Consider the following 22,183-nt stretch of genomic DNA (forward strand, 5'->3'; position numbering starts at 1 on the left):
GGCGTTTTCTGGTATCCAGAATACGCCATCCTAACGCTTGCGTACATTAAATGGCCAGCTTTTGTAATTGATCTGGTCGAAAGCCGCTAAACTTGGTATCAGCGGTTTCAATGACGGGTAGGGATTGAAAACCCTGGTCCTTGAGATAATCAACGTACTGCGGATCGTCATTAATATTGTGTTCAATAAAATCAACGTGATGTTCAGTTAAAAAACGCTTAGTCATTTTGCATTGCATACAATTGTTCCGTGAATAAACCGTTACTTTTGTCATATGAACCACACTCCTATGTAATCTCGATAAATAGAGTTTACACCGTTCAGCTAAAATTTCAACCGTCGAGGCCTATATTTTGTGTACGTTAAAAAGGGTAAACACTAAATATGGTGTAACTACGGCAATTACAGTTACTTTTAGTCAGTAAAAAATATTTTTGGGGATTAGAGATTGTCGTTGAAGAAAGGTAGACGTGCATGATAGAAAATGATGAGCGTTACATGCAAGAAGCACTATTAGAGGCGCATAAATCGGCTTTAATTGGTGAAGTTCCCATAGGAGCGGTGATTGTTCATAATAATGAAATTATTGGCAGAGGCCATAATTTACGGGAACACAGTCAGTTGGCAGCTGATCATGCCGAAGTTATGGCTATCAGTGAAGCCAACCAGAAACTGCATAGCTGGCGATTGGTTGACTGTACCATGTACGTTACATTGGAACCGTGCATCATGTGTAGCGGTGCAATCATTAATTCACGTATTGATCGCGTTGTTTTTGGCGCTCGTGATCCGAAAGCTGGCGCAGTGGCAACACTATATAGTCTGCTGAATGATCCCCGATTAAACCACCAAGTTGAAGTTAAAGAAGGCGTTTTAGCAACCCAGGCAGGCAAGGTATTGAAAGATTTTTTTAAAGCTGCTCGAAAGCGCAATAAACTAAAGAAACAGCACCAAATCGATAAACTGTGATTATAACCAGATTTTGGGTGGCATTCAGATTTTAAATATGTTAAAGTAGAAGTTGCCGCAAGGCCTTGGGGCAAGGGTGACCTTACGAATCGTGTCAGGTCCGGAAGGAAGCAGCACTAAGTATGAGTGACTTTGTGCTCCAAGTTGATATGATCTTAATGAGGGCGGGACAAAACGTTGAGTTTTGTTACCGTCCTCTTCTTATACAATTTTTAACGGTTTGTATGTATAGTATTTGGTGAATAAACACTATATAATGTTTATCAGTGAGTCTTAAGAGATAACCCAAAAGAATCGAGGAAAATAGTCATGAGTTACCAAGCCTTGTACCGGGTGTGGCGGCCACAGCGGTTTGATGAAGTGATTGGGCAGACACTGATTACCCAAACTTTGAAAAACGCCGTTAAAACTAAACAAATTAGTCATGCCTATCTGTTTGCTGGACCACGGGGAACGGGAAAAACCTCGATGGCTAAAATCTTCGCTAAGGCAGTAAATTGTCAGCATCAAGAAGATGGTGAACCTTGTAATCAATGTGAGACCTGTAAGGCAATTACTAAGGGCACACTGAATGACGTGATTGAGATTGATGCTGCTTCTAACAATGGTGTTGAAGAGATTCGTGACATTCGTGATAAAGTTAAGTACGCGCCCACTGAGGCCGACTATAAAGTCTATATCATTGATGAAGTTCATATGCTGTCAACGGGAGCCTTCAATGCGTTATTGAAAACGTTGGAGGAACCACCGGCGAACGTGATTTTTATTCTTGCCACGACGGAACCGCATAAGATTCCAGCCACGATTATTTCGCGAACCCAACGATTTGATTTTAAGCAAATTCAAGCTAAGGACAGCCTTTCACGAATGGCCTACATTCTGAAAGAAAAAAACCTTTCCTATGATGATGAAGCACTAAAGGTAATTGCGAAGGCTTCTGAAGGTGGAATGCGTGATGCACTCAGTATTTTGGATCAGGTCATTTCGTTTGGTGATGACAAAGTCACACTGGATAATGCACTGCTGGTCACGGGTGCGGTACGTAAACAGCTATTAGTTACCTATCTTACCCAGGTGACTCATCAGGAAACTCAAAAAGCGCTGATGACCATTCAAGAGATTTTAGACGAAGGCAAAGATCCTGAACGATTTACAGAAGATCTGGTGAATTTGACCCGAGACTTGTTGCTTTATCAGCAATCTCCAGAATTGGTAACTCAGATCGAAATGGATCAGGTAGATTCGGATTTTAAACAACTGGCAACGGAAATAAAACCACAGCAGTTATATGATATTATTGATGATTTAAATGATATTCAACAGCAAATGCGGTTTACGACTCACGAAGACGTTTACCTGGAAGTATTAACGGTACGCTTAGCAGGTCATCAAAACCAGGGCACTCAGACAGTATCGTCTGCTCCAGTCGATAATACGGCAATTGACCGGTTAGAGGCCGAGGTAAGCAGTCTTAAAAAGACGGTAGCTGATTTACAAAAAGCGCCCGCAACCGTAAAAACGGTTCAAAAGCGACCTGCTGCTATGAAGACTGTCAAACCAAAACGTACTCAGGTTAACCTTAGCCTAGTTTACCCGATTTTAGGTGCGGCAACCCGACAGGACCTGTCAGCACTACAAGAAGTCTGGCCCGATTTGATGAATATTTTGTCGATACCGCAACGCTCGATTATGGGGGTTTCCAAGCCAGTGGCTGCCAGTCCTGATGGTGCAATCATTGCGTTTGATTATGCGTTTCTTCAGCAGCGCGCCAACGCAGATCAAGAGTTAAATGATGCGTTGGAAAATGGATTAGATCGGTTAACACATAAGGTACCTAAATTAGTGTTTGTCCCTACTGACCAGTGGCCAGAAATTCGTAAAACTTATTTGGAACAGCATCAGGTAGGCAATCAAAATGGTCAAGAACCCGAAATTACTGCTCAGGATGACGGTCAATCCAAGGACGAGTCATCCCGAACAAAAGCCGAACCCGTGGTGGATAAGGCCAAGGAACTTTTTGGCGATGATGTCATTGATGTTAAATCAGATTAATAATAACTATAGAGGATGGTAACGAACTATGATGCGTGGAAATCGTAATATGGGCAACATGATGAAACAAATGAAAAAGATGGAAAAACAGCTCGCCGAGGAACAAAAGGCGATGGAAGCCAAGACGTACGTTGGTGTTTCACCTGACGAAATGGTGAAAGCAACTTTCACTGGCAAACGTGAAATGACCGATTTGTCAATTGATCCCAAAGCGATTGATCCTGATGACCCAGATATGCTGAGTGATTTAATCTTAGCCGCAGTTAACTCAGCACTAAAACAAATCGATGAAGATGGTAAGCAAACCTTAGGCAAGTATACGAACAACATGCCCGGTATGTAATTGAGTTAAAGGAGTGAATGGCAGTCATGCAATATCCAGAACCAATTGCACAACTAATTGATAGTTATATGAAGCTGCCAGGTATTGGGCAAAAAACGGCCACGCGATTGGCGTTTTATACCATTGATATGGACAATGATGACGTGACCCGCTTTGCTAAGTCGTTAATTTCGGCTAAGCGAGATCTGCATTTTTGTTCGATCTGCGGTAATATAACTGAAAACGATCCGTGTGATATTTGTCGGGATAAGTCCCGCGACCAGAGTCAAATCTTAGTCGTAGAGCAAGCTAAAGATATCATGACCATGGAAAAGATGAAGGAATATCACGGCTTATATCACGTTTTAAACGGGGTTTTATCTCCAATCGAAGGTAAGGGTCCAGAAGATTTGAATATGTCTAGTCTACTGAAACGCTTGCAAACCAATAAGAGCGTTAAAGAAGTGATCGTGGCGACTAATGCTACGCCAGAAGGTGAGGCAACGGCAATGTACCTTTCACGGCTGATCAAACCAGCTGGTATCAAAGTGACACGGCTCGCCCATGGGCTTTCAGTTGGATCAGACATTGAATACGCCGATGAAATGACATTATATAAGGCAGTTGAAGGCCGAACCGAAATGTAAGGAAGTGACAACGTGTTTGGTGTGCGCAAGCAACACATTAGATATCAGTTTGATGAAAAGTTATTAGCAACGATTGAGCGTGCTAAAGAAGAATGGGATCAGGCTAAGCAAACTGAAATTGCCATCGCGGATGTAGATGAAGAGATTACAGCGCAAACAGCATTAGCTCGGCAAAAGTACCTCTTTTTATACCGTGAAGCGCGGTTGCGCAACGTGCGTGGCGACCATATTCAAGCGTCTGTTTTTGATCATTAAATCAAATAGATTGTGAATCAGTTCAATAGATTCCAGAAGTTAACATCAACAAGCGCTGTCCCGAAGATTTGTCGGGATGGCGCTTTGTTTGCGTTAAATTCTAGAATCTACCGAGTTGTATCACACTCTCTAAATATTGCGGCTTTTGCTAGTCATTTAAGAAACCGTTCAGGCCTTGCCAAGCGCTTGATTCCGTAGTCTTAATCAAGTACAATTGCAAGTGTCGTACATCATAAAAGGTGGCTTAAATTTATTAGCTACCATCATTAATTGTAAGCGAGGTAACCGATTTGGCAGGATTATTTATTTCATTTGAAGGACCTGATGGCGCTGGAAAAACAACCGTCTTAAGTGCGATTGCAGAACAGCTTGATACAGCAAACAGGACTGACATTCTGGTTACCCGTGAACCAGGCGGTAATCAAATTTCGGAAGCCATTCGAAAAATCATTTTAGACCCACAAAATACACAAATGGATGTGCGAACTGAGGCTTTACTGTACGCGGCTTCACGACGTCAGCTTATTCAAGAAACGATTCGCCCTGCTTTAGGGGCAGGCAAAGTTGTTTTATGTGACCGGTTTGTTGATAGCTCAGTTGCCTATCAGGGCGCGGGTCGGCAAATTGGTGAAGAAGCGGTTTATCAAATGAATCAGTTTGCAACTGAAGGTTTAACACCTGATTTGACCATTTACGTCGATGTCCCCTCTGAAGTAGGGTTGGCACGGATTAAAGCGCATCGGCAGAATGTTGATCGATTGGATGCAGAGGCGCTGAGCTTTCATAAACGTGTCCGTGCAGCATATCTCAGACTAGCAAAGAAGTTTCCCGAACGAATTATTACCGTAGACGCCACACAACCGGTGGCTGACGTGATCAGTCAAGCCATGACGCTGATTACGGATAGAATGCGGCAACGATAAATTGGTAGAAAGAAGGGTCAAGTATGAAATTAGTGATTGCAATCGTGCAGGATAAAGATGCTAACCGTTTGCGCAGTGAATTTGTTAAAGCTGACATTGGCGTAACACGATTATCAACAACTGGTGGTTTCTTAAAGTCCGGTAACACGACTTATATGATTGGTATTGAAGATAAGCGTGTTCAAGAAGTGCTTGATTTGATTCATGAAACTTCCCGAACCCGGCAGCAATTCATGACACCGCCCGTCAATATTGATGCCCAGATGGAAAGTACGTCGGGTTATCCAGTTGAAGTTCAGGTGGGTGGTGCGACCGTCTTCGTCTTACCAATTGAACAATTTCATCAATTTTAACTTAGTGGAGGAGTAGGTCTTGGCAGAACAAACTTTAATTGAACAAGCTGAAAGCAAACAGTCACAGTTAATGCGGCACTTTATTCACCTTGTGCTGACTAACCGACTTAGCCATGCCTACCTATTCTCTGGCTTGCCAGGTTGTGGTAAGCGAGCAGTTGCGCAAGTTGTTGCCATGCGGCTCTTTTGTCAAAATCCGAATGCGGATGGTATGCCTTGTGGTCAATGTCCAGAATGTGGGCGAATTTTAGCTGGCGATAATCCTGACGTGGTCACAGTGGAACCTGATGGGCAGCGAATTAAAGTTGATCAGGTCCGTTACATTAAGGACGAATTCGCTAAGAGTCCTGTTGAAGGGTCGACTAAGGTATTCATTATTGAAGGGGCCGAAACGCTGACGACTAATGCAGCTAACGGACTATTAAAATTCATTGAGGAACCCGTTGCCAACCGGGTCATTTTTTTATTGACTACTAATAAAAGTATGATGTTAGCAACTATTTTATCTCGAACTCAAATCGTTGAATTCCCACCGTTATCATCAAAAGCGTTTGCTGAAAGTTTGCGGCAGCACCAGATTTCCGAGAATCAGATTCCGTTATTAAGTGGGCTGACAAATAGTATGGATGCAGCTGATGAATTAGTGGCCGATGATTGGCTGGCTAAATGTCAGCATGAACTCAGTCGTTGGTTTAACCAACTTGTAAAACATGACGATATGGCGTTTGTAACGGTTCAGACGGGTTTGATGCCGTTAGCTCATGACCGGGACCATCAAGCCGTGATTTTAGATGCCATTGTGTTACTTTGGCAAAGCACGTTGCAAGCAAAGTATCTGTCGGATGAAACACAGTCAGCATTTCCGGAACTTCAAACAACCATGTTAGAAATGGCTCAGGCTTTGACTCGGGAACAATTACTCCAGATTTTAACGGCTGTGCTGGACACTAAAAAGGCACTTGCGGGAAATATGAATATTCAGAGTATCTTAGAAACCTTGACGTTGCGGATTTTAGCTGATATGAAGCAACATGTTTAGCGGTTACGGATGTTCTCATAGTGGAGCATTCATTACATAATGAATAATTAAAGAGGTGCAATCTTGGCAAAGCGGGATGTTTATGAAGAGTTGAAAGACTTACAGGCCGAAATGGTAAAAATGATCTCGAAATTTGAACAGGTTCAAGACGAAGTAACCCAAACATTGGAACAGAATGCTGAACTGGAAATTGAAAACCAGCATCTACGCGAAGTTTTGCGTTCTGATCGCAATGAGGGTATTAGTGGCAATAATACTGAGCCACCGCTGTCGAAGTCGCGTAAAAATTTAGAAAAACTGTATGAAGAAGGGTTTCACGTCTGCAACTTTGAGTATGGTAAGCGACGGGAAAACGATGAACCCTGTGCTTTTTGTTTAGATGTTATCTACGGTGAACGGTAATTAGGAGGATCAGCGTGCAATCGCAATTAAGCTTTTCAAAACAGAATCAAACGGGCACACTTTATTTAGTACCGACCCCAATTGGTAATTTAGGTGATATGACTTTTCGTAGTGTCGAGGTGTTAAAACAAGTCGATTTGATTGCGGCAGAAGATACCAGAAATACGCAAAAGTTACTGAATCACTTTGAAATTGAAACACCGCAAATTAGTTTTCATGAACATAATACCCAAGAGCGTATTCCACAATTGATTACCAAACTGCAAGCGGGAGAAAACCTTGCTCAAGTCAGTGATGCAGGAATGCCATCAATTAGCGATCCCGGACACGAATTAGTCGTTGCCTGTATCGAAGTCGATATTCCAGTAGTGCCATTGCCCGGTGCTAATGCAGGACTCACAGCTTTGATTGCTTCTGGTCTTGACCCACAGCCGTTTTATTTTTACGGCTTTTTAGACCGTAAACCCAAACTTCAGGTTGCAGAATTAGAGAAACTCAAGGATCGTTCGGAGAGTCAAATTTTTTATGAAGCGCCTCACCGGTTAGCGAAAACACTTCAACATTTAGTTGATGTTTACGGTGGTGATCGCCAAGCTTCTCTTTGTCGAGAACTGACCAAAAAACACGAGCAATTTTTACGAGGATCTTTGGCCGAGCTTTTAGAGTGGGCGAATGAATCAGACCGAGTACGTGGCGAATTTGTTGTGATCGTTAGTGGCAGTTCAAAAGGAGACCAAGATGACGAGGAGCCCGATTATAGCGGACTAAGTATTGAAGATCACGTTGATCATCTCATTGAGACAGGATTAAGGCCAAATGACGCTATCAAACAGGTAGCTCATTTGCGTCAACTAAAGAAACAGGAAGTTTATCAGATTTATCATCATCTTAACCAGAATTAAATAGAATTAGAGGAAAACCGAATGGGCGCGAAAATTTTTTCAGAAAAGCATCAAATTACTTTCTACGAAACAGATGTTACGAATACCGTAACACCAGCCATGCTAGTTAATATGATTATTTTGGCTTCAGAAGACCAAACGGATTCATTAGGCGTCGGTGCAAAGGCAGTTGCTGACCTCGGCATTGGTTGGGTTGTTACTCAATATAAGATGGACATTACCCGTTTACCAAAACAGGGAGAAACTATCGAAGTATCAACCCAAGCTACCTGTTATAACCGTTATTTTGCGTTCCGAGAATTTTGGGTTCATGACAGTGAAGGCCACGAGTGTGTTCACGTTGAGAGTATTTGGGTCACGATGAACCATGAGACGCGTAAAATCGTTACGATTCCGGAGCGCATTATTGCACCATCCCACTCTGAAAAAGTTAAAATGATTCCCCGTCTGTCTCGACCAAAAAAGCTGACTGAAGCAGATCAATTAATGACGAAACAATATCGGGTACGCTATTTTGATATTGATGGCAATGGTCATGTTAACAACTCACGTTACTTTGATTGGTTATTAGATGCGCTACCAATGAGTTTTCTCACGCGCCATAATTTAACCAGTATCAATATTCGTTTTGAAAATGAGGTTCAGTATCATCATATCGTCACTAGTGAAGCGACCTTAATGACCGATATCCCTGATTCCATTGTGACTAAGCACCGGATTACTATGGAAAATGGTGACGTGGCTACTGAAGCAGAATGTCACTGGGAACCTATCATTAATCATTCAGCTCAAGCTTAGTTGTCAGATAATTGGGCTTAGGTGTATGATGATGGCTGAAGAATCAGGAAAAAGGGGTATGAAAACGATATGAAAGTATTGGCGTTAGATACGTCTAATCAAACACTCAGTGTCGCGGTGATGTCAGATGATCAGGTTCTAGCAACAACGACAGTGACGACGACCAAAAAACATGGCGCACATTTGCTACCTATTATTCAGGATTTGATGCAGACGGCTAAGTTAAAGCCAGCTGAGCTGAATCGAGTCATTGTTGCCGACGGTCCTGGTTCATATACAGGACTGAGAATCGGTGTTACAACGGCCAAAACGCTTGCTGACACGTTAAAGATTGAACTCGTTGGTGTTTCCAGTTTAGCAACCATTGCAGCCAATATCGTCAACGAGACCCAGTTGGTTGCGGTCCTATTTGACGGTCGTAACGATAATGTTTTTGCTGGTGTTTATCGGATCCAAAATGGGAAACCAGTATCTGTTATTGAAGATCAGCATATTCCATTTGAAAAATTATTACCTCAGCTGAAGGCATTGGCCGAACCAATTGTTGTGTTAGGTGATCTTGATGCGTTTACGGAGCGGTTAAAAACGGCTCTTGAAGCAAATTACATTCATTATCCGCTAGAGCTGAGTCTTCCAAGCGCAGTGCAGTTAGGCCGGCTTGGTCAACGGCAAGCGCCTGTCAGTGATATCAATAGTTTTGTGCCACGATACCTGCGTTTGACTAAGGCAGAGGCTGACTGGCAGAAACAACACCCAGAAGAGGATAGTAGCGATTATGTTGAGAAAGTTTAAGGATTGGTATCAGCAACTGTTTCAAATCCGAGATACCAAATATCAGGATGTTTTGGACATCAAAAATCACGAAGTTCATATCCAAAATGTTGCGTATTTTTTAGCTAAGGCACAATTTACTGATATTCCCGAAATGCTTGGCATCGAACGGGCAGTTTATGGAGGGAAAACACCGTGGGATTCTGCAGCGTTTGCTAGTGAACTGCGTCATGATACGGACCGTTTATATCTTGTTTTGCGACGCCACGATCGCTTGCTGGCCTTCATTGGCTGTACGTTTAACGATGTTAAAAGCGATGCGCATATTACCAATATTGCCGTGGTACCAGACTATCAAAACCGTGGCCTTGGTCATTTTTTAATTGCTGTGATGATTAAAAAAGCGCGTCAGTTAGAACTCAAACAAGTTTCTCTTGAAGTTCGGCTAAGTAATGTGCGCGCACAGGCGTTATATCAGGATTTAGGCTTCGAAAAATCTGGTATCAAAAGGGGTTACTATTTCGGCGACCACGAGGATGCAGTAGACATGGTGATTACTATTGGAGATTCTGAAAATGCAGAATCTTAGAGTCCAAATGGCAACCGAAGCAGAACTAATACCCTTGGTTAAGGCTTGTGCGCGAATTGCGACACGAGCTTATTCAAGCGGAACGGGCTGGACACTAAAAGATTTCCAGGCCGATATGGGAGCAGCACATCGGGTCTATACCGTAATTTACAATGGCAATCAGCTGGTGGGCTACGTTGGCGCCGTTAAAGTATTGGATCAGGTTGATATTACCGGTGTGGCAGTGGATCCGGCTTACCAGCGAAAGGGCTGGGCGTTTAAAATGATTAGTCGTTTGATTACGTCCTTAGAAGCTAATACGCAGGTATTTCTGGAAGTCAGAAAATCCAATTTAGCTGCTAGGCACCTTTATCAACGGGTCGGTTTTACCGCCATTAATGTGCGTAAAGCGTACTACACCCATCCGGATGAGGACGCAATTTTAATGAAACTCAGCATATAAAGAGAGGCACAAAGGGAGCGAATTAAACGTGGAACGTAATTTAATCTTGGCTTTTGAGTCAAGTTGTGATGAAACCAGTGTAGCGGTGATTGAAAATGGTGAAAAAATTCTTTCTAATATCGTTGCTACTCAAATTAAAAGTCACCAGCGGTTTGGCGGTGTGGTTCCCGAAGTTGCTAGTCGGCATCATATCGAGCAAATTACGGACTGCATTGATTTAGCGATGTCGGAAGCTTCAGTGACTTATGATGATTTGTCAGCAGTTGCCGTGACGTATGGTCCAGGTTTAGTTGGTGCATTGTTAATCGGTGTTACTGCAGCTAAAACAGTGGCTTATGCCCATGATTTGCCGTTGATTCCGGTCAATCATATGGCTGGTCATATTTATGCTGCTCGTTATGTCAAGCCAATTGAATTTCCTGCATTAGCACTGTTAGTATCAGGTGGTCATACTGAATTAGTATATTTAGCTGGGCCAGGACAGTTTGAAATTATTGGTGAAACACGCGATGATGCAGCTGGCGAAGCTTATGATAAAATTGGTCGGGTACTAGGCATCAACTATCCGGCAGGTAAGGAAGTAGACCGTCTCGCTCATTTAGGTAAGGATACGTTTAACTTTCCGCGGGCAATGGATGACTCCGAATCGTTTGACTTTAGTTTTAGCGGTTTGAAGAGTGCCTTTATCAATACGGTTCACCATGCGGATCAAATTGGTGAAACGCTAAAGCGGGAAGATTTAGCAGCTAGTTTCCAACAAGCAGTAGTGGATGTTTTAGCCGATAAAACCGTTCGGGCACTTGATGCCTATTCAGTAAAACAGTTGATTTTAGCGGGTGGCGTTGCTGCTAATCAAGGGCTGCGTGAGCGGTTAGATTCAGAACTAGAAGCATTTGAAAACGTTGATTTTATTAAAGCACCTCTTAAACTTTGTGGGGATAACGCAGCGATGATTGGAGCAGCGGGCTATGTTAGTTATCAACTGAAACAGTTTGGTGATATGACTTTAAATGCTGATCCTAGTCTAGAGTTTGATTGGATGGCTTCATAACAGTATTAACTATAAAAACACTAAAAAACAGATTTCCCATTTTCGGAAATCTGTTTTTTAGTGTTTCTAGAGGTTAATCAGATAAGTCTTCTAAGGTTAGAGAAGCTTCTTCCCAATCATTTTCGGTTGCTTCTATTTGCTTAGTAATCTCTTCGAGCTGTTTTTGCAGGTCTGCCATTTTGGCTTGGTCAGAAAAAATTTCTGGCTGAGTCATTGTGGTTTCCACCTGGCTTTTTTTCTCGGTGAGGTCGTTAAGCTGCTGTTCTAGCGTCTCAACTTGACGCGCTAACTTTCGTTCTTGTTTTTGACGTTCTTTTGACTGTTGATAACTTTGCTTTTTTTGACTAACAGGTTTAACTGCAAGACTGGGATCTTTTTCCAGAGCCTCTTCTTGCTTTTTTTCTGCAACGGCAGCTTGTTCTTGTTTCTTTTCGATAAAGTAATCGTAGTCCCCAAGGAAAAGTTCAGAGCCCTTGGCTGACAGTTCAACAACTGAAGTTGCCACTTGGTTAATAAAGTAACGGTCATGGGAAACAAACAAAATCGTGCCGTCAAAGTCGTTCAGTGTGTTTTCAAGCACTTGACGGCTATCAATGTCCAAGTGGTTGGTAGGTTCATCCAAAATCAGAAAGTTGTCGTGCTTCATTGCTAGTTTTGTTAACAGTAGCCGTGCTTTTTCGCCACCGCTAAGACTATGAACTAACTTATCCACATCTTCTCCGGTAAATAAGAAACTGCCGAGAATCGTGCGAATATCTTTTTCCGGTGTGGTAGGGTGGTCGTCCCAAAGCTCAGCTAGAACGGTTTTATTGCCGTGTAACGATTTTTGCTCTTGATCGTAGTAACCAGTATCGACACCAGTTCCAAAGGTCACACTGCCGGCTAATGCAGGAATTTTTCCCAAAATGGTTTTGAGAAGAGTTGATTTACCAACCCCATTAGGGCCGACAATGGCAATTGCTTGGTGCTTTTTAATGTCAATATTAACTGGTTGGGCCAATATCTTACTAGGATCATAACCCACTGCCAGATCCTTTACAGTCAAAATGATGTTGCCGCTTTGACGACGAGGGGTGAACGCAAAATGAGCCACCTTATCATCAGCTTCTGGCCGTTGTATACGATCTATTTTCTGAAGTTGCTTACGTCTAGCTTGTGCGCGTTTGGTTGTTGAAGCTCTCACAATATTACGGTTAACAAAGTCTTCTAGTTGAGATATCTTATGTTGCTGTTTGTCGTATTCTTTCCATTGACGCTGCAACTGCGCTGCTTTTTGTGTGACGTAGGCTGAATAGTTACCGTGAAAGTGCGTGACAGTTCCCATAGACATTTCGTAGACCTCGGTTACTAAGCGGTCCAAAAAATAACGGTCATGAGACACAATCAGTAATGCACCCTTATAAGATTGAATGTAGCCTTCAAGCCAAGTTAAAGTCTCAACATCCAAGTGGTTAGTAGGTTCATCCAAAACTAACAGGTCGCGTTTTTCCAGTAGTAATTTAGCTAATGCTAGTTGTGTTTTTTGTCCGCCAGACAATTCGTTGATCGAGCGGCCATAATCTTCTTCACCGAATTCAAAACCGTGTAAAACACCACGAATCTCGGCACGATAACCATAACCATTATTGTTTTTGAAGGAGGTTTGTCGTTGATCATAAGTTTTTGAAAGCTGTTCAAATTGTTCTTTATTATTGATCACGTCTGGGTCGCTCATCCGTTCTTCCAAACGGTGTAATTCTTCTTCCTGATCCTGAAGTTCTTGGAAGACGCTGGCCATTTCTTCCCAGATTGATTTATTAGAATCAAGGCCGGTATCTTGGGCTAAATACCCAATGGTCATGCCTTTTTTATAGATGATCTGTCCCTCGTCTGGAGCGTCAATGCCCGTAATCATGCGGACCAGAGTTGACTTACCAGCACCGTTTCGGCCAACGAGTGCTACCCGACCGTGTTCAGGTACATCTAGGTTGACATTATCAAAAAGAGTATCCGCGCCGAACCGGCGTGTTACTTGCTGGACCTGTAATAACATGTCGTATCAGCTGCCTTTCTATTGTGAAACTATTCTACCATTAATTAGTGAGATTCTGATAGGTTTGATAAAATGTTCATGGTTTTTTTATTGAAAATTATTTCACAAATCGTCCCAATATGCTACAATTAACTAGAATGATGTTTTCACAAACTTATTTATTTTAGAAATTCGCAATTATTTTGATGATTAAAAGATTCGTTTTCTAAGGTATTTTTAATCAGGTAAATTCACAAGGAGGAAAAGAAATTGGCAGAAACAAAGATTCCGAAAGCCACTGCAAAACGATTACCGATTTACTATCGCTATCTGAATATTTTGCATGATTCTGATAAAAATCGGGTATCATCAACAGAACTTTCAGAGGCCGTTAAGGTTGATTCAGCCACGATTCGTCGTGACTTTTCGTACTTTGGTGCGCTTGGAAAACGAGGATATGGGTACGATGTTGACAGTTTGTTAAAGTTCTTCAAGAAGATTTTAAATCAGGACAAGCTGACTAACGCAGCCCTTATTGGTGTGGGTAACTTAGGGAACGCACTGTTAAACTTTAACTTTCATCAGAACAGTAATGTGCGGATCAGCGCAGCGTTTGATGTTCGTCCAGACCTCGCAAACACTGTTCAGAGCGGTGTACCCATCTATCCCATGTCAGAACTACGTAAGCAACTAGAAGATCAGCAAATCAAGATTGTGATTTTGACGGTCCCTGAATCAGTTGCTCAAAACGTTACGGATGATGCCATTGCGGGTGGCGTCCGCGGGATTCTTAACTTCACACCGCTACGGGTATCTGTACCAACCAATGTGCGGGTTCAAAACGTTGATTTAACTAATGAACTGCAAACACTGATCTACTTTTTAGATCATTATAATGAAGAAGAGTAGTTTTCTGCAAATGTGGTGAATAGTAAACTGCTGTTTTCACAGATAAGTAATTTAACACTTAATGACATGAAGTGGCTTAATTATCAGCTGATGTGCTGGTAGTTGAGCCACTTTTATTTTCAGTAAGGAGTCCAACACATTGTAAAAGATTTAGTAAATCGTGCTTTTTTTGGGTAAATCTCTTGCATTTGGTTGGGAATAATTTTATAGTATTAATTGTGATTAGCACTTATGTTAGATGAGTGCTAATAGTGCTAAACTTTATATTTATTGGAGGGATTCAAGTGTTAAAACCATTAGGAGACCGTGTAATTTTACAAGCACAAGAAGAAGAAGAACAAACTGTTGGTGGAATCGTACTAGCAAGTAATGCTCAGGAAAAGCCACAAACTGGCAAGGTTATTGCTGTAGGTAGTGGCCGTGTGCTTGACAATGGTGAAAAGGTTGCGCCAAGTGTTAAAGAAGGCGACACTGTCTTATTTGATAAATACGCAGGTACTGAAGTTAAGTATAACGGCGATTCATATCTCGTTGTCCATGAAAAGGACTTAGTCGCAATTGTCGATTAATTAAGAATCAACTGGACTAAAATTTTCAAACTAAATTATTTTATGAGGTGAAGAAAAACTATGGCTAAAGAACTTAAGTTTTCTGAAGACGCTCGGTCAGCAATGCTTGCCGGTGTTGATAAATTAGCAGATACAGTTAAAACAACGATTGGTCCCAAGGGTCGTAACGTGGTTTTGGAACAATCATACGGTAACCCAACGATTACTAACGATGGGGTTACTATTGCAAAGGCGATTGAATTATCAGACCACTTTGAAAACCTCGGTGCTAAGTTAGTTGCTGAAGTTGCTTCAAAGACTAACGACATCGCTGGTGATGGTACCACTACTGCAACTGTTTTGACTCAAGCAATCGTTAATGAAGGTATGAAGAACGTAACTGCCGGTGCTAACCCAGTTGGTATCCGTCGCGGTATTGAAAAAGCTACTGACGCCGCTGTTAAGGCTTTACATGAGATGAGCCACAAGGTTGCCACTAAGAGTGATATTGCTCAAATCGCTTCTATTTCTTCAGCTGACCAACAAGTCGGTGATTTAATTGCTGACGCAATGGAAAAGGTTGGTAACGACGGCGTTATTACGATTGAAGAATCCCGTGGTGTTGATACCAGCTTAGACGTTGTTGAAGGGATGCAGTTTGATCGTGGCTACATGTCACAATACATGGTTACTGATAACGACAAGATGGAAGCTAACTTGGACAACCCATACATCTTGATCACTGATAAGAAGATTTCTAACATCCAAGATATCTTACCATTGCTGCAATCGGTTGTTGAACAAAGCCGTTCATTGTTGATCATCGCTGATGATATTACTGGTGAAGCATTACCAACACTTGTTTTGAACAAGATGCGTGGGACCTTCAACGTTGTTGCCGTTAAGGCTCCTGGTTTTGGTGACCGTCGTAAGGCTCAACTTCAAGATATTGCCGTATTGACCGGTGGTACTGTTATTACCGATGATTTAGGCTTGAACTTGAAGGATGCTACGCTTGAACAACTTGGCCAAGCTAACAAGGTTAACGTCACAAAAGATGACACAACCATTGTTGAAGGTGCTGGTGCTAAGGAACAAATCCAAGAACGTGTCGCAGAAATCAAGACTCAAATCGATGCCACTACCTCAGACTTTGACCGTGATAAGTTAAAGGAACGTTTGGCTAAGATGGCCGGCGGTGTTGCTGTTATCCGTGTGGGTGCTGCAACTGAAACCGAATTGAAAGAACGTAAGTACCGTATCGAAGATGCTTTGAACGCTACTCGTGCTGCCGTTGAAGAAGGCTTCGTTTCCGGTGGTGGTACTGCCTTGATCAACGTGATTCCAGAAGTTGAAAAGGTTGAAAAAGATACGGAAGGCGATGAAGCAACCGGTGTTGCTATCGTTCGTCGTGCTTTGGAAGAACCAGTTCGTCAAATCGCTGAAAATGCCGGTGTTGAAGGCTCTGTAATCGTTGAACACATGAAGACATTGAAGCCTGGCGAAGGTTACAACGCTGCTACTGACAAATACGAAAACATGGTAGATGCTGGTATTGTTGACCCAACCAAAGTTACTCGTTCAGCACTTCAAAACGCTGCATCAGTTTCAGCATTGCTGTTAACTACTGAAGCTGTCGTTGCCGATGAACCAAAGGATGATTCTGCTGCTCCAGCTGCACCTGCTCAACCAGGTATGGGCGGTATGATGTAAACTTGGCTTAACGGCTAGTATTACTATTACTAACTGAAACTAAAGAAGCATCCGCAATTGATGGAAATTGCGGATGCTTCTTTAGTTTCAAATAAACCAGTAATTGGTTCGAAAAACTAGTACACTAGAGATTGTTCGTGAACCTTTTTAGATTGCCCGATATCAGCTTGCTTTCATCTGATAGTTTGTTGTACAATACCTATTGATTTTGCATACCCATTTGCGGCATCCATTCATTTTAGATATTAATTTTCGAAAGTAGCTATCAGTCACTATGAGGTTGTGATTGATAGCTGTTATTCGTCGATAAAGGAGTAAAAATCATGTGGCGTTATTTGAAACGGTTACTCATTGGTAAACCGTTGAAGACAACGGACGAGGGTGGACAGGCCTTAACCAAGTTTAAGGCACTGGCACTACTTTCTTCTGATGCGTTATCTTCAGTCGCATATGGGACTGAACAAATTACAACGGTTTTAATCACACTTTCAGCAGCAGCATTGATGTATCAACTTTGGGTCGCTGCCTTGGTTTTGGTTTTACTATTCGCAATCACGTTGTCATACCAACAGATCATTCACGCTTACCCATCCGGTGGGGGTGCATACGTTGTTGCAACAACTAACTGGGGACAACCAGCTGGGTTAGTTGCTGGTGGGTCACTGTTAGTTGATTATATGCTGACCGTGGCGGTTTCTGTCACTTCTGGTACTGACGCTATTATTTCTGCGATACCTGCTATTAGCGCTCATCAAGTCGGTATTTCAATTATTTTAGTTTTGCTGATCATGGGACTCAATCTTAGAGGAATGCGTGAATCAGCTTCCATGCTGACCTTACCCGTTTATTTCTTTATTCTCATGATTTTCGTAATGATTGGCTGGGGTATCTTTGAGATTGTCACCGGACACGTTGCATATCACGCTTCTGCGGCCGTTGGGGCGCCTGTCCAAGGGATGACACTAGTGTTGTTCTTCCGGGCGTTTTCAAGCGGTTCTTCCTCTCTGACAGGGGTTGAAGCGATTAGTAACGCGGTACCTAACTTCCGTAAGCCTAAGAGTCATAATGCCAGTGCAACATTAGCTATTATGGCGTCGATATTGGCCTTCTTCTTTGGTGGTATTACGTTCTTAAGCTACTACCTTGGCATCAAGCCAATGGCCGACAATACTGTTTTGTCACAAATTGGCCAAGCTGTTTTTGGGCACGGCTTGATTTATTACCTACTACAACTCGCAACGGCTGCTATTTTGGCTGTCGCTGCTAATACCGGTTTTTCGGCCTTCCCAATTTTGGCTTATAACCTAGCTAAGGATAAGTTCCTGCCACATGCTTACTTGGATCGTGGTGATCGGTTAGGGTATTCAAATGGGATCATTTCCCTTGCGGTAGGGGCAATCTTCTTGATCATTATCTTCCATGGTAAGACGAGTCTATTGATTCCACTGTATGCTGTTGGGGTGTTTGTACCATTTACCTTATCTCAATCTGGTATGATCCGTCACTGGTTTAGAGTTCGTGAAGGTAAATGGGGATTAAAGGCCTGCATTAACTTCCTTGGTGCGTTCATTTCATTGTCACTGGTAATTTGCTTGTTCTTACTTCACTTTGGTAATGTATGGCCATATTTAATCGTCATGCCCGCACTGATTTATATGTTCTACCGAATCCATCGGCATTACATGAACGTTGCACGGCAGTTACGGATTAGCGAAAACAGCGATACGGTCAATCACCACTATGATGGTGCAACCGTGATCGTCCTTGTGAGTGATGTGACGCAGGTAACGGCTCATGCGATTGATTATGCCCGTTCGGTTGGTGATTACGTCATTGCGATGCACGTGTCATTTGACGAGAATCCGCGTAAGGAACACAAAACCGCTCAGAAGTTTAAAGTTGAGTTCCCTGATGTCCGGTTTGTTGATATTCATTCTTCTTACCGGTCAATCATCACACCCACCTTACGATTCTGTGATGTGATCGCCAAGCGGGCAGCGGAACGGAACTTCACCACTACGGTGCTCGTTCCTCAATTCGTACCGCGACGGCCATGGCAGAATGTTTTGCATAACCAAACGGCGTTGAGACTGCGGTCGGCTTTAAACACACGTCAAAATATCATTGTTTCAACTTATAGTTATCATTTAAAGAGATAGTTAGCCAAGAGTGTGTGACAAAACTTGGTAGATTCCAGAATTTAATGTAAATAATGCCTATTCCGCGATTTGTGCGGAGTAGGCATTATTTGCGTTAAATGGCAGAAATCTGAGTTTTGACGCATGATTAGGCTATATTGACGTATTGAACCAAAGGACAGGCATCACTAATTTTTGCTGAAAAATTGATTGAAATGCTTGCCAATATAGACTTATGACACAACCTTTTTTGTTATACATAAGGATCCAAAGTTTCACGAGTGTTATTCATAAACTGGATAACAGACGTATTTCCTTCATAAGTATCCAAATTTGCAATTGTACATCCCGTCTATGCTTCCCGTATACTCAAGTTGCTTAAACGAATAAGCATAGACAATTGGAGGTAATACAAATGACCGTAAAGATTACTGAAGACATGAAATTTAGTCCCGCTTTTGATTACATCGATAATGGTGTTGAACATGGTGTTCTTAGTCCATTTGAAACGAAAGAAGTGATCCTCAAGAAGGGGCAGCAAATCGCCGATGGATTTAAACCACTTTCAGGTGATATTAAGATGCTAAAAGACGTCCCCGTAAAACTTCGTGACGGTGTGACGATTTATACTGATATTTATATGCCAACAACCGATGATAAGTTTCCAACGTTAATTGCTTGGAGCCCTTATGGAAAGAGCGCTGGTACTGCACCGCGATACAAGAATTTATTTAACATGCTGGGTATGGGTAACCAGTGGAACTCTGGTTTAACCAAGTTTGAAGCGCCAGATCCAGATTACTGGGTTGCTCATGGTTACGCAGTCTGCAACCCAGATATGCGTGGTATTGCCCACAGTGAAGGGAATACGACCATGATTGGCTCACAGGAAGCAGAAGATGGCTATGATTTGATCGAATGGTTAGCTTCTCAGTCATGGTCAAACGGTAAAACTGCTTTGACCGGAACGTCTTATCTGACTTTCTCACAATGGTATATTGCTGCAGAGATGCCACCTCATTTAACTTGTATCAACCCAACTGAAGGGTTATCAGATGGTTATCGTGATTTAGCTTTCATTGGTGGTATTCCTGATAAGAACTTTATTGAACGACTAGCGGTTAACCACGTTAGTGCCACAGGAGCGAAGCGTGAGGACTGGATCAAGGAAATGGACGCTTATCCATTGGCAGACGCACCAATCTGGCAGGACAAAGTTGCTGATCCAAGCAAAATCAAAATGCCGGCCTTTGTGGTAGCTAGTTACTCTAGTACATTACACACCATGGGGACCTTCCGAGCATGGCGTGAATTAGGTTCGAAAGACAAATGGCTGCGAATCCATGATCGTCAAGAATGGCCTTACTACTACGATAAAGACAATATCGAGGAACTTCGTCGGTTCTTTGACCATTACTTATTAGGTAAGGATAACGACTGGTTGGAGACGCTTAAAGTCCGTTATTCGTTAATTGACTTTGAGGGTCATGACAAGACTGATATTCCAGCTGAATCCTTCCCACCAGCCGGCAGTGAAAATAAGCGCTATTACTTCAATGGCAAAACTCGAGCATTGCAAGCTGAGCCAGAGACAGCTGATGTACCCGTTAAGTATCAAGCCGGTGGTCTGCCTGGCCGTGCTTCATTCATGAAGACGTTTGATAAAGATACCCAGTTTGTCGGTTATCCTAAAGCCAAATTGTACATGGAAGTTGATGGCTACGATGACATGGATATCTTCGTCTGGGTTCAAAAACTTGATAAGATGGGTAATGTTCTTAGCGAATTCGTGATTCCTAACCACGGTGCTGCCATGCAAGACTTTAGCCAAGAAGGAGCCTCTGCACTTCGCTATAAGGGCTCATGGGGTCGTTTACGTGCCTCTATGCGTCATTTGGATAGCAAGACTTCTACTGAGGACATTCCAGCGTACAGTTTCGACCGGGTCGAGAAATTGAAAAAGGGTGAAATTGTTTCCTTGGATGTTGTCTTAAGTCCAGTGGGTCTGTCTTACAAGGCTGGCGAAACGCTTCGCATCGTGGTCAGTTCAAAGGATGAGCTTGGTGCCGTTATGCCAGGTACCCCAGGCTGTACACCGGATAATCAGGGTGTTCACATTCTTCATACTGGTGGCCAATATGCGTCATATTTACAAATGCCATTAATGACAACGCCAATTATTAAACAATAATTGACTTGTGAGATAAAAGTGTTTGTAGTAACTTTGTCATAAAGTTACTACAAACACTTTTTTGAAATGAGGTTTTCTTTTGAAACTAGCAACCTTGAAGTACTTTGTTGAAGTCGCCACTGAAAGAAGCTTTACTAAGGCCTCTGAAAAACTGTACATTTCTCAGCCAACACTCAGCCGGCATATTCAAGAATTGGAAAGGGAACTTGGCGTGACACTGTTTAAACGCCACAGTCATTCCCTAGAACTTACGAATGAAGGGCAAAAAGTCGTTATTGAAGCAACGGCTATTTTAAAACGTGTGGATCATTTATCCCACTTGTTTGACGCTCAAAAAAACGTTGCTTCGATGACGACTATCCTAAAAATTGGTTATTTGGCTAACTTTAAATGGAGTGGCATGTACCGGCTGTTAAATCAGTTTAGAGCTAGCCACCCAAGTACCCAGTTCATGATGTATCAAGGGACGCCTATGGGCCTTAGCAGACGGTCTTGCTAACGGTAGCTATGACCTAGTCTTTAGTCTGGCCTCTTATTTTCAAAATAAGTCGGCTATCAAACAGTCACTGTTTATGGAAAATCATCTGCAAATTGCGTTACCCAGGAATCACAGACTTAGTCAAAAGAAAGAGCTGCATTTTGCCGATTTAAAAAAAGAAACTTTTATCCTTTTGGAACGGCAGCAGTCACCAGTGATTGTCGATTACGTTATTGCTCAGGGGCTGAAGAATGGATTTAACTTGAAGGCTAACTATTATGTCAATAATTTAGACGAAGGTTTATCAATGGTTGCTGTTGGAAAAGGGCTGGCTTTTCTGTATTCCGGCATGAACGACGATACCTTGGAAGAAAAATATCAAATTAAAATTGCCGATTTAGAGGATAATAGTCTGAACCAAAATATTGTTGTGGCTATTAACGAGCATCATGAGAATCAAATCTTGCATGAATTATATCAATTTATTGAAAATGATAATGATAGAAACAATTAGTATAAAGTAATGGGGAAAGACGATTTGTGAAATTACATACAAAAAATTCATGAGAACTGTCTTGACCGATTTACATACGGAATAACAATTATACAAACCCTATCCCGCAGGTTATGATAAACGTGTACCAAAGGTAATCGCAGAAATTGTTCATAGCTTTTCCGGT

The 22,183-nt window shown here is 42.2% G+C and carries 24 protein-coding genes and 1 other RNA gene; 23 read left to right on the forward strand and 2 right to left on the reverse strand.

The features are described 5' to 3' along the window. Positions 1-46: 46 nt before the first annotated feature. The gene (gene nrdH, locus CES82_RS08830; protein ID WP_098825507.1) at positions 47-274 is read right to left on the reverse strand and encodes a glutaredoxin-like protein NrdH; all 228 of its coding nucleotides are present in this window, start codon (positions 272-274) and stop codon (positions 47-49) included. 200 nt (positions 275-474) lie between these two features. Here nrdH and tadA point away from each other — a divergent pair, with 200 nt between their 5' ends. The 16 genes from tadA (at position 475) to tsaD (ending at position 11,515) form a co-directional block, all read left to right on the forward strand. Further along, positions 475-969 carry a tRNA adenosine(34) deaminase TadA gene (tadA, locus tag CES82_RS08835; RefSeq protein WP_098825508.1) on the forward strand — a complete coding sequence of 165 codons (495 nt, stop codon included), beginning with the start codon at positions 475-477 and terminating at the stop codon, positions 967-969. Between the two features lie 62 nt (positions 970-1,031). Continuing rightward, positions 1,032-1,118, forward strand: an RNA gene (ffs, locus tag CES82_RS08840) — signal recognition particle sRNA small type. A gap of 160 nt (positions 1,119-1,278) precedes the next feature. Further along, the gene (gene dnaX / locus CES82_RS08845; RefSeq protein WP_098825510.1) at positions 1,279-3,021 is read left to right on the forward strand and encodes a DNA polymerase III subunit gamma/tau; all 1,743 of its coding nucleotides are present in this window, start codon (positions 1,279-1,281) and stop codon (positions 3,019-3,021) included. A gap of 28 nt (positions 3,022-3,049) precedes the next feature. Further along, positions 3,050-3,364, forward strand: coding sequence for a YbaB/EbfC family nucleoid-associated protein (locus tag CES82_RS08850; protein ID WP_098825512.1), 315 nt, complete (start codon positions 3,050-3,052; stop codon positions 3,362-3,364). A gap of 26 nt (positions 3,365-3,390) precedes the next feature. Then, entirely contained in the window at positions 3,391-3,990 is a 600-nt protein-coding gene (gene recR / locus CES82_RS08855) for a recombination mediator RecR (RefSeq protein ID WP_098825514.1), read from the forward strand. Between the two features lie 12 nt (positions 3,991-4,002). After that, complete coding sequence (locus CES82_RS08860) at positions 4,003-4,245, forward strand: YaaL family protein (protein WP_098825515.1); 243 nt, start codon at positions 4,003-4,005, stop codon at positions 4,243-4,245. 290 nt (positions 4,246-4,535) lie between these two features. After that, positions 4,536-5,168, forward strand: a complete 633-nt coding sequence (gene tmk, locus CES82_RS08865; protein ID WP_098825517.1) for a dTMP kinase — start codon at positions 4,536-4,538, stop codon at positions 5,166-5,168. Positions 5,169-5,191: 23 nt separating this feature from the next. Further along, positions 5,192-5,521 carry a cyclic di-AMP receptor DarA gene (darA, locus tag CES82_RS08870; protein ID WP_098825519.1) on the forward strand — a complete coding sequence of 110 codons (330 nt, stop codon included), beginning with the start codon at positions 5,192-5,194 and terminating at the stop codon, positions 5,519-5,521. A 19-nt stretch (positions 5,522-5,540) separates the two neighbouring features. After that, on the forward strand, positions 5,541-6,560 hold the full coding sequence (holB, locus tag CES82_RS08875; protein WP_098825520.1) for a DNA polymerase III subunit delta': 1,020 nt from the start codon (positions 5,541-5,543) through the stop codon (positions 6,558-6,560). A gap of 63 nt (positions 6,561-6,623) precedes the next feature. Further along, positions 6,624-6,962, forward strand: a complete 339-nt coding sequence (locus tag CES82_RS08880) for a DNA replication initiation control protein YabA (protein WP_098825522.1) — start codon at positions 6,624-6,626, stop codon at positions 6,960-6,962. Positions 6,963-6,970: 8 nt separating this feature from the next. Beyond that, positions 6,971-7,864, forward strand: coding sequence for a 16S rRNA (cytidine(1402)-2'-O)-methyltransferase (rsmI, locus tag CES82_RS08885; protein WP_439959061.1), 894 nt, complete (start codon positions 6,971-6,973; stop codon positions 7,862-7,864). 21 nt (positions 7,865-7,885) lie between these two features. Then, complete coding sequence (locus CES82_RS08890) at positions 7,886-8,662, forward strand: acyl-[acyl-carrier-protein] thioesterase (RefSeq protein WP_098825526.1); 777 nt, start codon at positions 7,886-7,888, stop codon at positions 8,660-8,662. Positions 8,663-8,731: 69 nt separating this feature from the next. Further along, the gene (tsaB, locus tag CES82_RS08895) at positions 8,732-9,454 is read left to right on the forward strand and encodes a tRNA (adenosine(37)-N6)-threonylcarbamoyltransferase complex dimerization subunit type 1 TsaB (RefSeq protein ID WP_098825528.1); all 723 of its coding nucleotides are present in this window, start codon (positions 8,732-8,734) and stop codon (positions 9,452-9,454) included. Beyond that, positions 9,438-10,022, forward strand: a complete 585-nt coding sequence (gene rimI / locus CES82_RS08900; RefSeq protein WP_098825530.1) for a ribosomal protein S18-alanine N-acetyltransferase — start codon at positions 9,438-9,440, stop codon at positions 10,020-10,022. Before tsaB ends, rimI (CES82_RS08900) begins: the two co-directional genes overlap by 17 nt. Then, complete coding sequence (rimI, locus tag CES82_RS08905) at positions 10,009-10,464, forward strand: ribosomal protein S18-alanine N-acetyltransferase (RefSeq protein WP_098825532.1); 456 nt, start codon at positions 10,009-10,011, stop codon at positions 10,462-10,464. The genes rimI (CES82_RS08900) and rimI (CES82_RS08905) overlap by 14 nt, the downstream gene beginning before the upstream one ends. 28 nt (positions 10,465-10,492) lie before the next feature. Continuing rightward, complete coding sequence (gene tsaD, locus CES82_RS08910; RefSeq protein ID WP_098825533.1) at positions 10,493-11,515, forward strand: tRNA (adenosine(37)-N6)-threonylcarbamoyltransferase complex transferase subunit TsaD; 1,023 nt, start codon at positions 10,493-10,495, stop codon at positions 11,513-11,515. A gap of 73 nt (positions 11,516-11,588) precedes the next feature. On the opposite strand, the gene CES82_RS08915 is transcribed toward tsaD, so the two are convergent. Next, a complete protein-coding gene (locus CES82_RS08915; protein ID WP_098825535.1) occupies positions 11,589-13,547 on the reverse strand; it encodes an ABC-F family ATP-binding cassette domain-containing protein in 1,959 nt (652 codons plus the stop codon). Positions 13,548-13,796: 249 nt separating this feature from the next. Between CES82_RS08915 and CES82_RS08920 the strand changes: the two genes are divergently transcribed. The 7 genes from CES82_RS08920 to CES82_RS12725 all read left to right on the forward strand — a co-directional run bounded on the left by CES82_RS08920 (position 13,797) and on the right by CES82_RS12725 (position 22,017). Continuing rightward, positions 13,797-14,435 carry a redox-sensing transcriptional repressor Rex gene (locus tag CES82_RS08920; protein ID WP_098825537.1) on the forward strand — a complete coding sequence of 213 codons (639 nt, stop codon included), beginning with the start codon at positions 13,797-13,799 and terminating at the stop codon, positions 14,433-14,435. A 284-nt stretch (positions 14,436-14,719) separates the two neighbouring features. After that, positions 14,720-15,004: a co-chaperone GroES gene (groES, locus tag CES82_RS08925; RefSeq protein WP_098825539.1), complete on the forward strand. Its 285-nt coding sequence runs from the start codon at positions 14,720-14,722 to the stop codon at positions 15,002-15,004. Positions 15,005-15,064: 60 nt separating this feature from the next. After that, positions 15,065-16,696, forward strand: coding sequence for a chaperonin GroEL (groL, locus tag CES82_RS08930; RefSeq protein WP_098825541.1), 1,632 nt, complete (start codon positions 15,065-15,067; stop codon positions 16,694-16,696). A 323-nt stretch (positions 16,697-17,019) separates the two neighbouring features. Further along, the gene (kimA, locus tag CES82_RS08935; RefSeq protein ID WP_098825543.1) at positions 17,020-18,855 is read left to right on the forward strand and encodes a potassium transporter KimA; all 1,836 of its coding nucleotides are present in this window, start codon (positions 17,020-17,022) and stop codon (positions 18,853-18,855) included. Between the two features lie 394 nt (positions 18,856-19,249). Further along, positions 19,250-21,025 carry a CocE/NonD family hydrolase gene (locus tag CES82_RS08940; RefSeq protein WP_098825545.1) on the forward strand — a complete coding sequence of 592 codons (1,776 nt, stop codon included), beginning with the start codon at positions 19,250-19,252 and terminating at the stop codon, positions 21,023-21,025. A 79-nt stretch (positions 21,026-21,104) separates the two neighbouring features. Beyond that, positions 21,105-21,524 (forward strand): LysR family transcriptional regulator, encoded by a 420-nt coding sequence (locus CES82_RS12720; protein WP_225364880.1) that lies wholly within the window; start codon positions 21,105-21,107, stop codon positions 21,522-21,524. A 25-nt stretch (positions 21,525-21,549) separates the two neighbouring features. Further along, positions 21,550-22,017 carry a LysR substrate-binding domain-containing protein gene (locus tag CES82_RS12725; RefSeq protein ID WP_263850131.1) on the forward strand — a complete coding sequence of 156 codons (468 nt, stop codon included), beginning with the start codon at positions 21,550-21,552 and terminating at the stop codon, positions 22,015-22,017. Positions 22,018-22,183: the final 166 nt, after the last annotated feature.

It is taken from the genome of Secundilactobacillus silagincola (genome assembly GCF_002583405.1).
GTDB classification, from domain to species: Bacteria; Bacillota; Bacilli; order Lactobacillales; family Lactobacillaceae; genus Secundilactobacillus; species Secundilactobacillus silagincola.

Excerpts from the sequence above, each read along its gene's own strand:
- nrdH (WP_098825507.1), bottom strand. The coding sequence starts at position 274 with ATGACAAAAGTAACGGTTTATTCACGGAACAATTGTATGCAATGCAAA.
- tadA (WP_098825508.1), top strand. The coding sequence starts at position 475 with ATGATAGAAAATGATGAGCGTTACATGCAAGAAGCACTATTAGAGGCG.
- dnaX (WP_098825510.1), top strand. The coding sequence starts at position 1,279 with ATGAGTTACCAAGCCTTGTACCGGGTGTGGCGGCCACAGCGGTTTGAT.
- CES82_RS08850 (WP_098825512.1), top strand. The coding sequence starts at position 3,050 with ATGATGCGTGGAAATCGTAATATGGGCAACATGATGAAACAAATGAAA.
- recR (WP_098825514.1), top strand. The coding sequence starts at position 3,391 with ATGCAATATCCAGAACCAATTGCACAACTAATTGATAGTTATATGAAG.
- darA (WP_098825519.1), top strand. The coding sequence starts at position 5,192 with ATGAAATTAGTGATTGCAATCGTGCAGGATAAAGATGCTAACCGTTTG.
- CES82_RS08890 (WP_098825526.1), top strand. The coding sequence starts at position 7,886 with ATGGGCGCGAAAATTTTTTCAGAAAAGCATCAAATTACTTTCTACGAA.
- tsaB (WP_098825528.1), top strand. The coding sequence starts at position 8,732 with ATGAAAGTATTGGCGTTAGATACGTCTAATCAAACACTCAGTGTCGCG.
- rimI (WP_098825530.1), top strand. The coding sequence starts at position 9,438 with ATGTTGAGAAAGTTTAAGGATTGGTATCAGCAACTGTTTCAAATCCGA.
- rimI (WP_098825532.1), top strand. The coding sequence starts at position 10,009 with ATGCAGAATCTTAGAGTCCAAATGGCAACCGAAGCAGAACTAATACCC.
- CES82_RS08915 (WP_098825535.1), bottom strand. The coding sequence starts at position 13,547 with ATGTTATTACAGGTCCAGCAAGTAACACGCCGGTTCGGCGCGGATACT.
- groL (WP_098825541.1), top strand. The coding sequence starts at position 15,065 with ATGGCTAAAGAACTTAAGTTTTCTGAAGACGCTCGGTCAGCAATGCTT.
- kimA (WP_098825543.1), top strand. The coding sequence starts at position 17,020 with ATGTGGCGTTATTTGAAACGGTTACTCATTGGTAAACCGTTGAAGACA.
- CES82_RS08940 (WP_098825545.1), top strand. The coding sequence starts at position 19,250 with ATGACCGTAAAGATTACTGAAGACATGAAATTTAGTCCCGCTTTTGAT.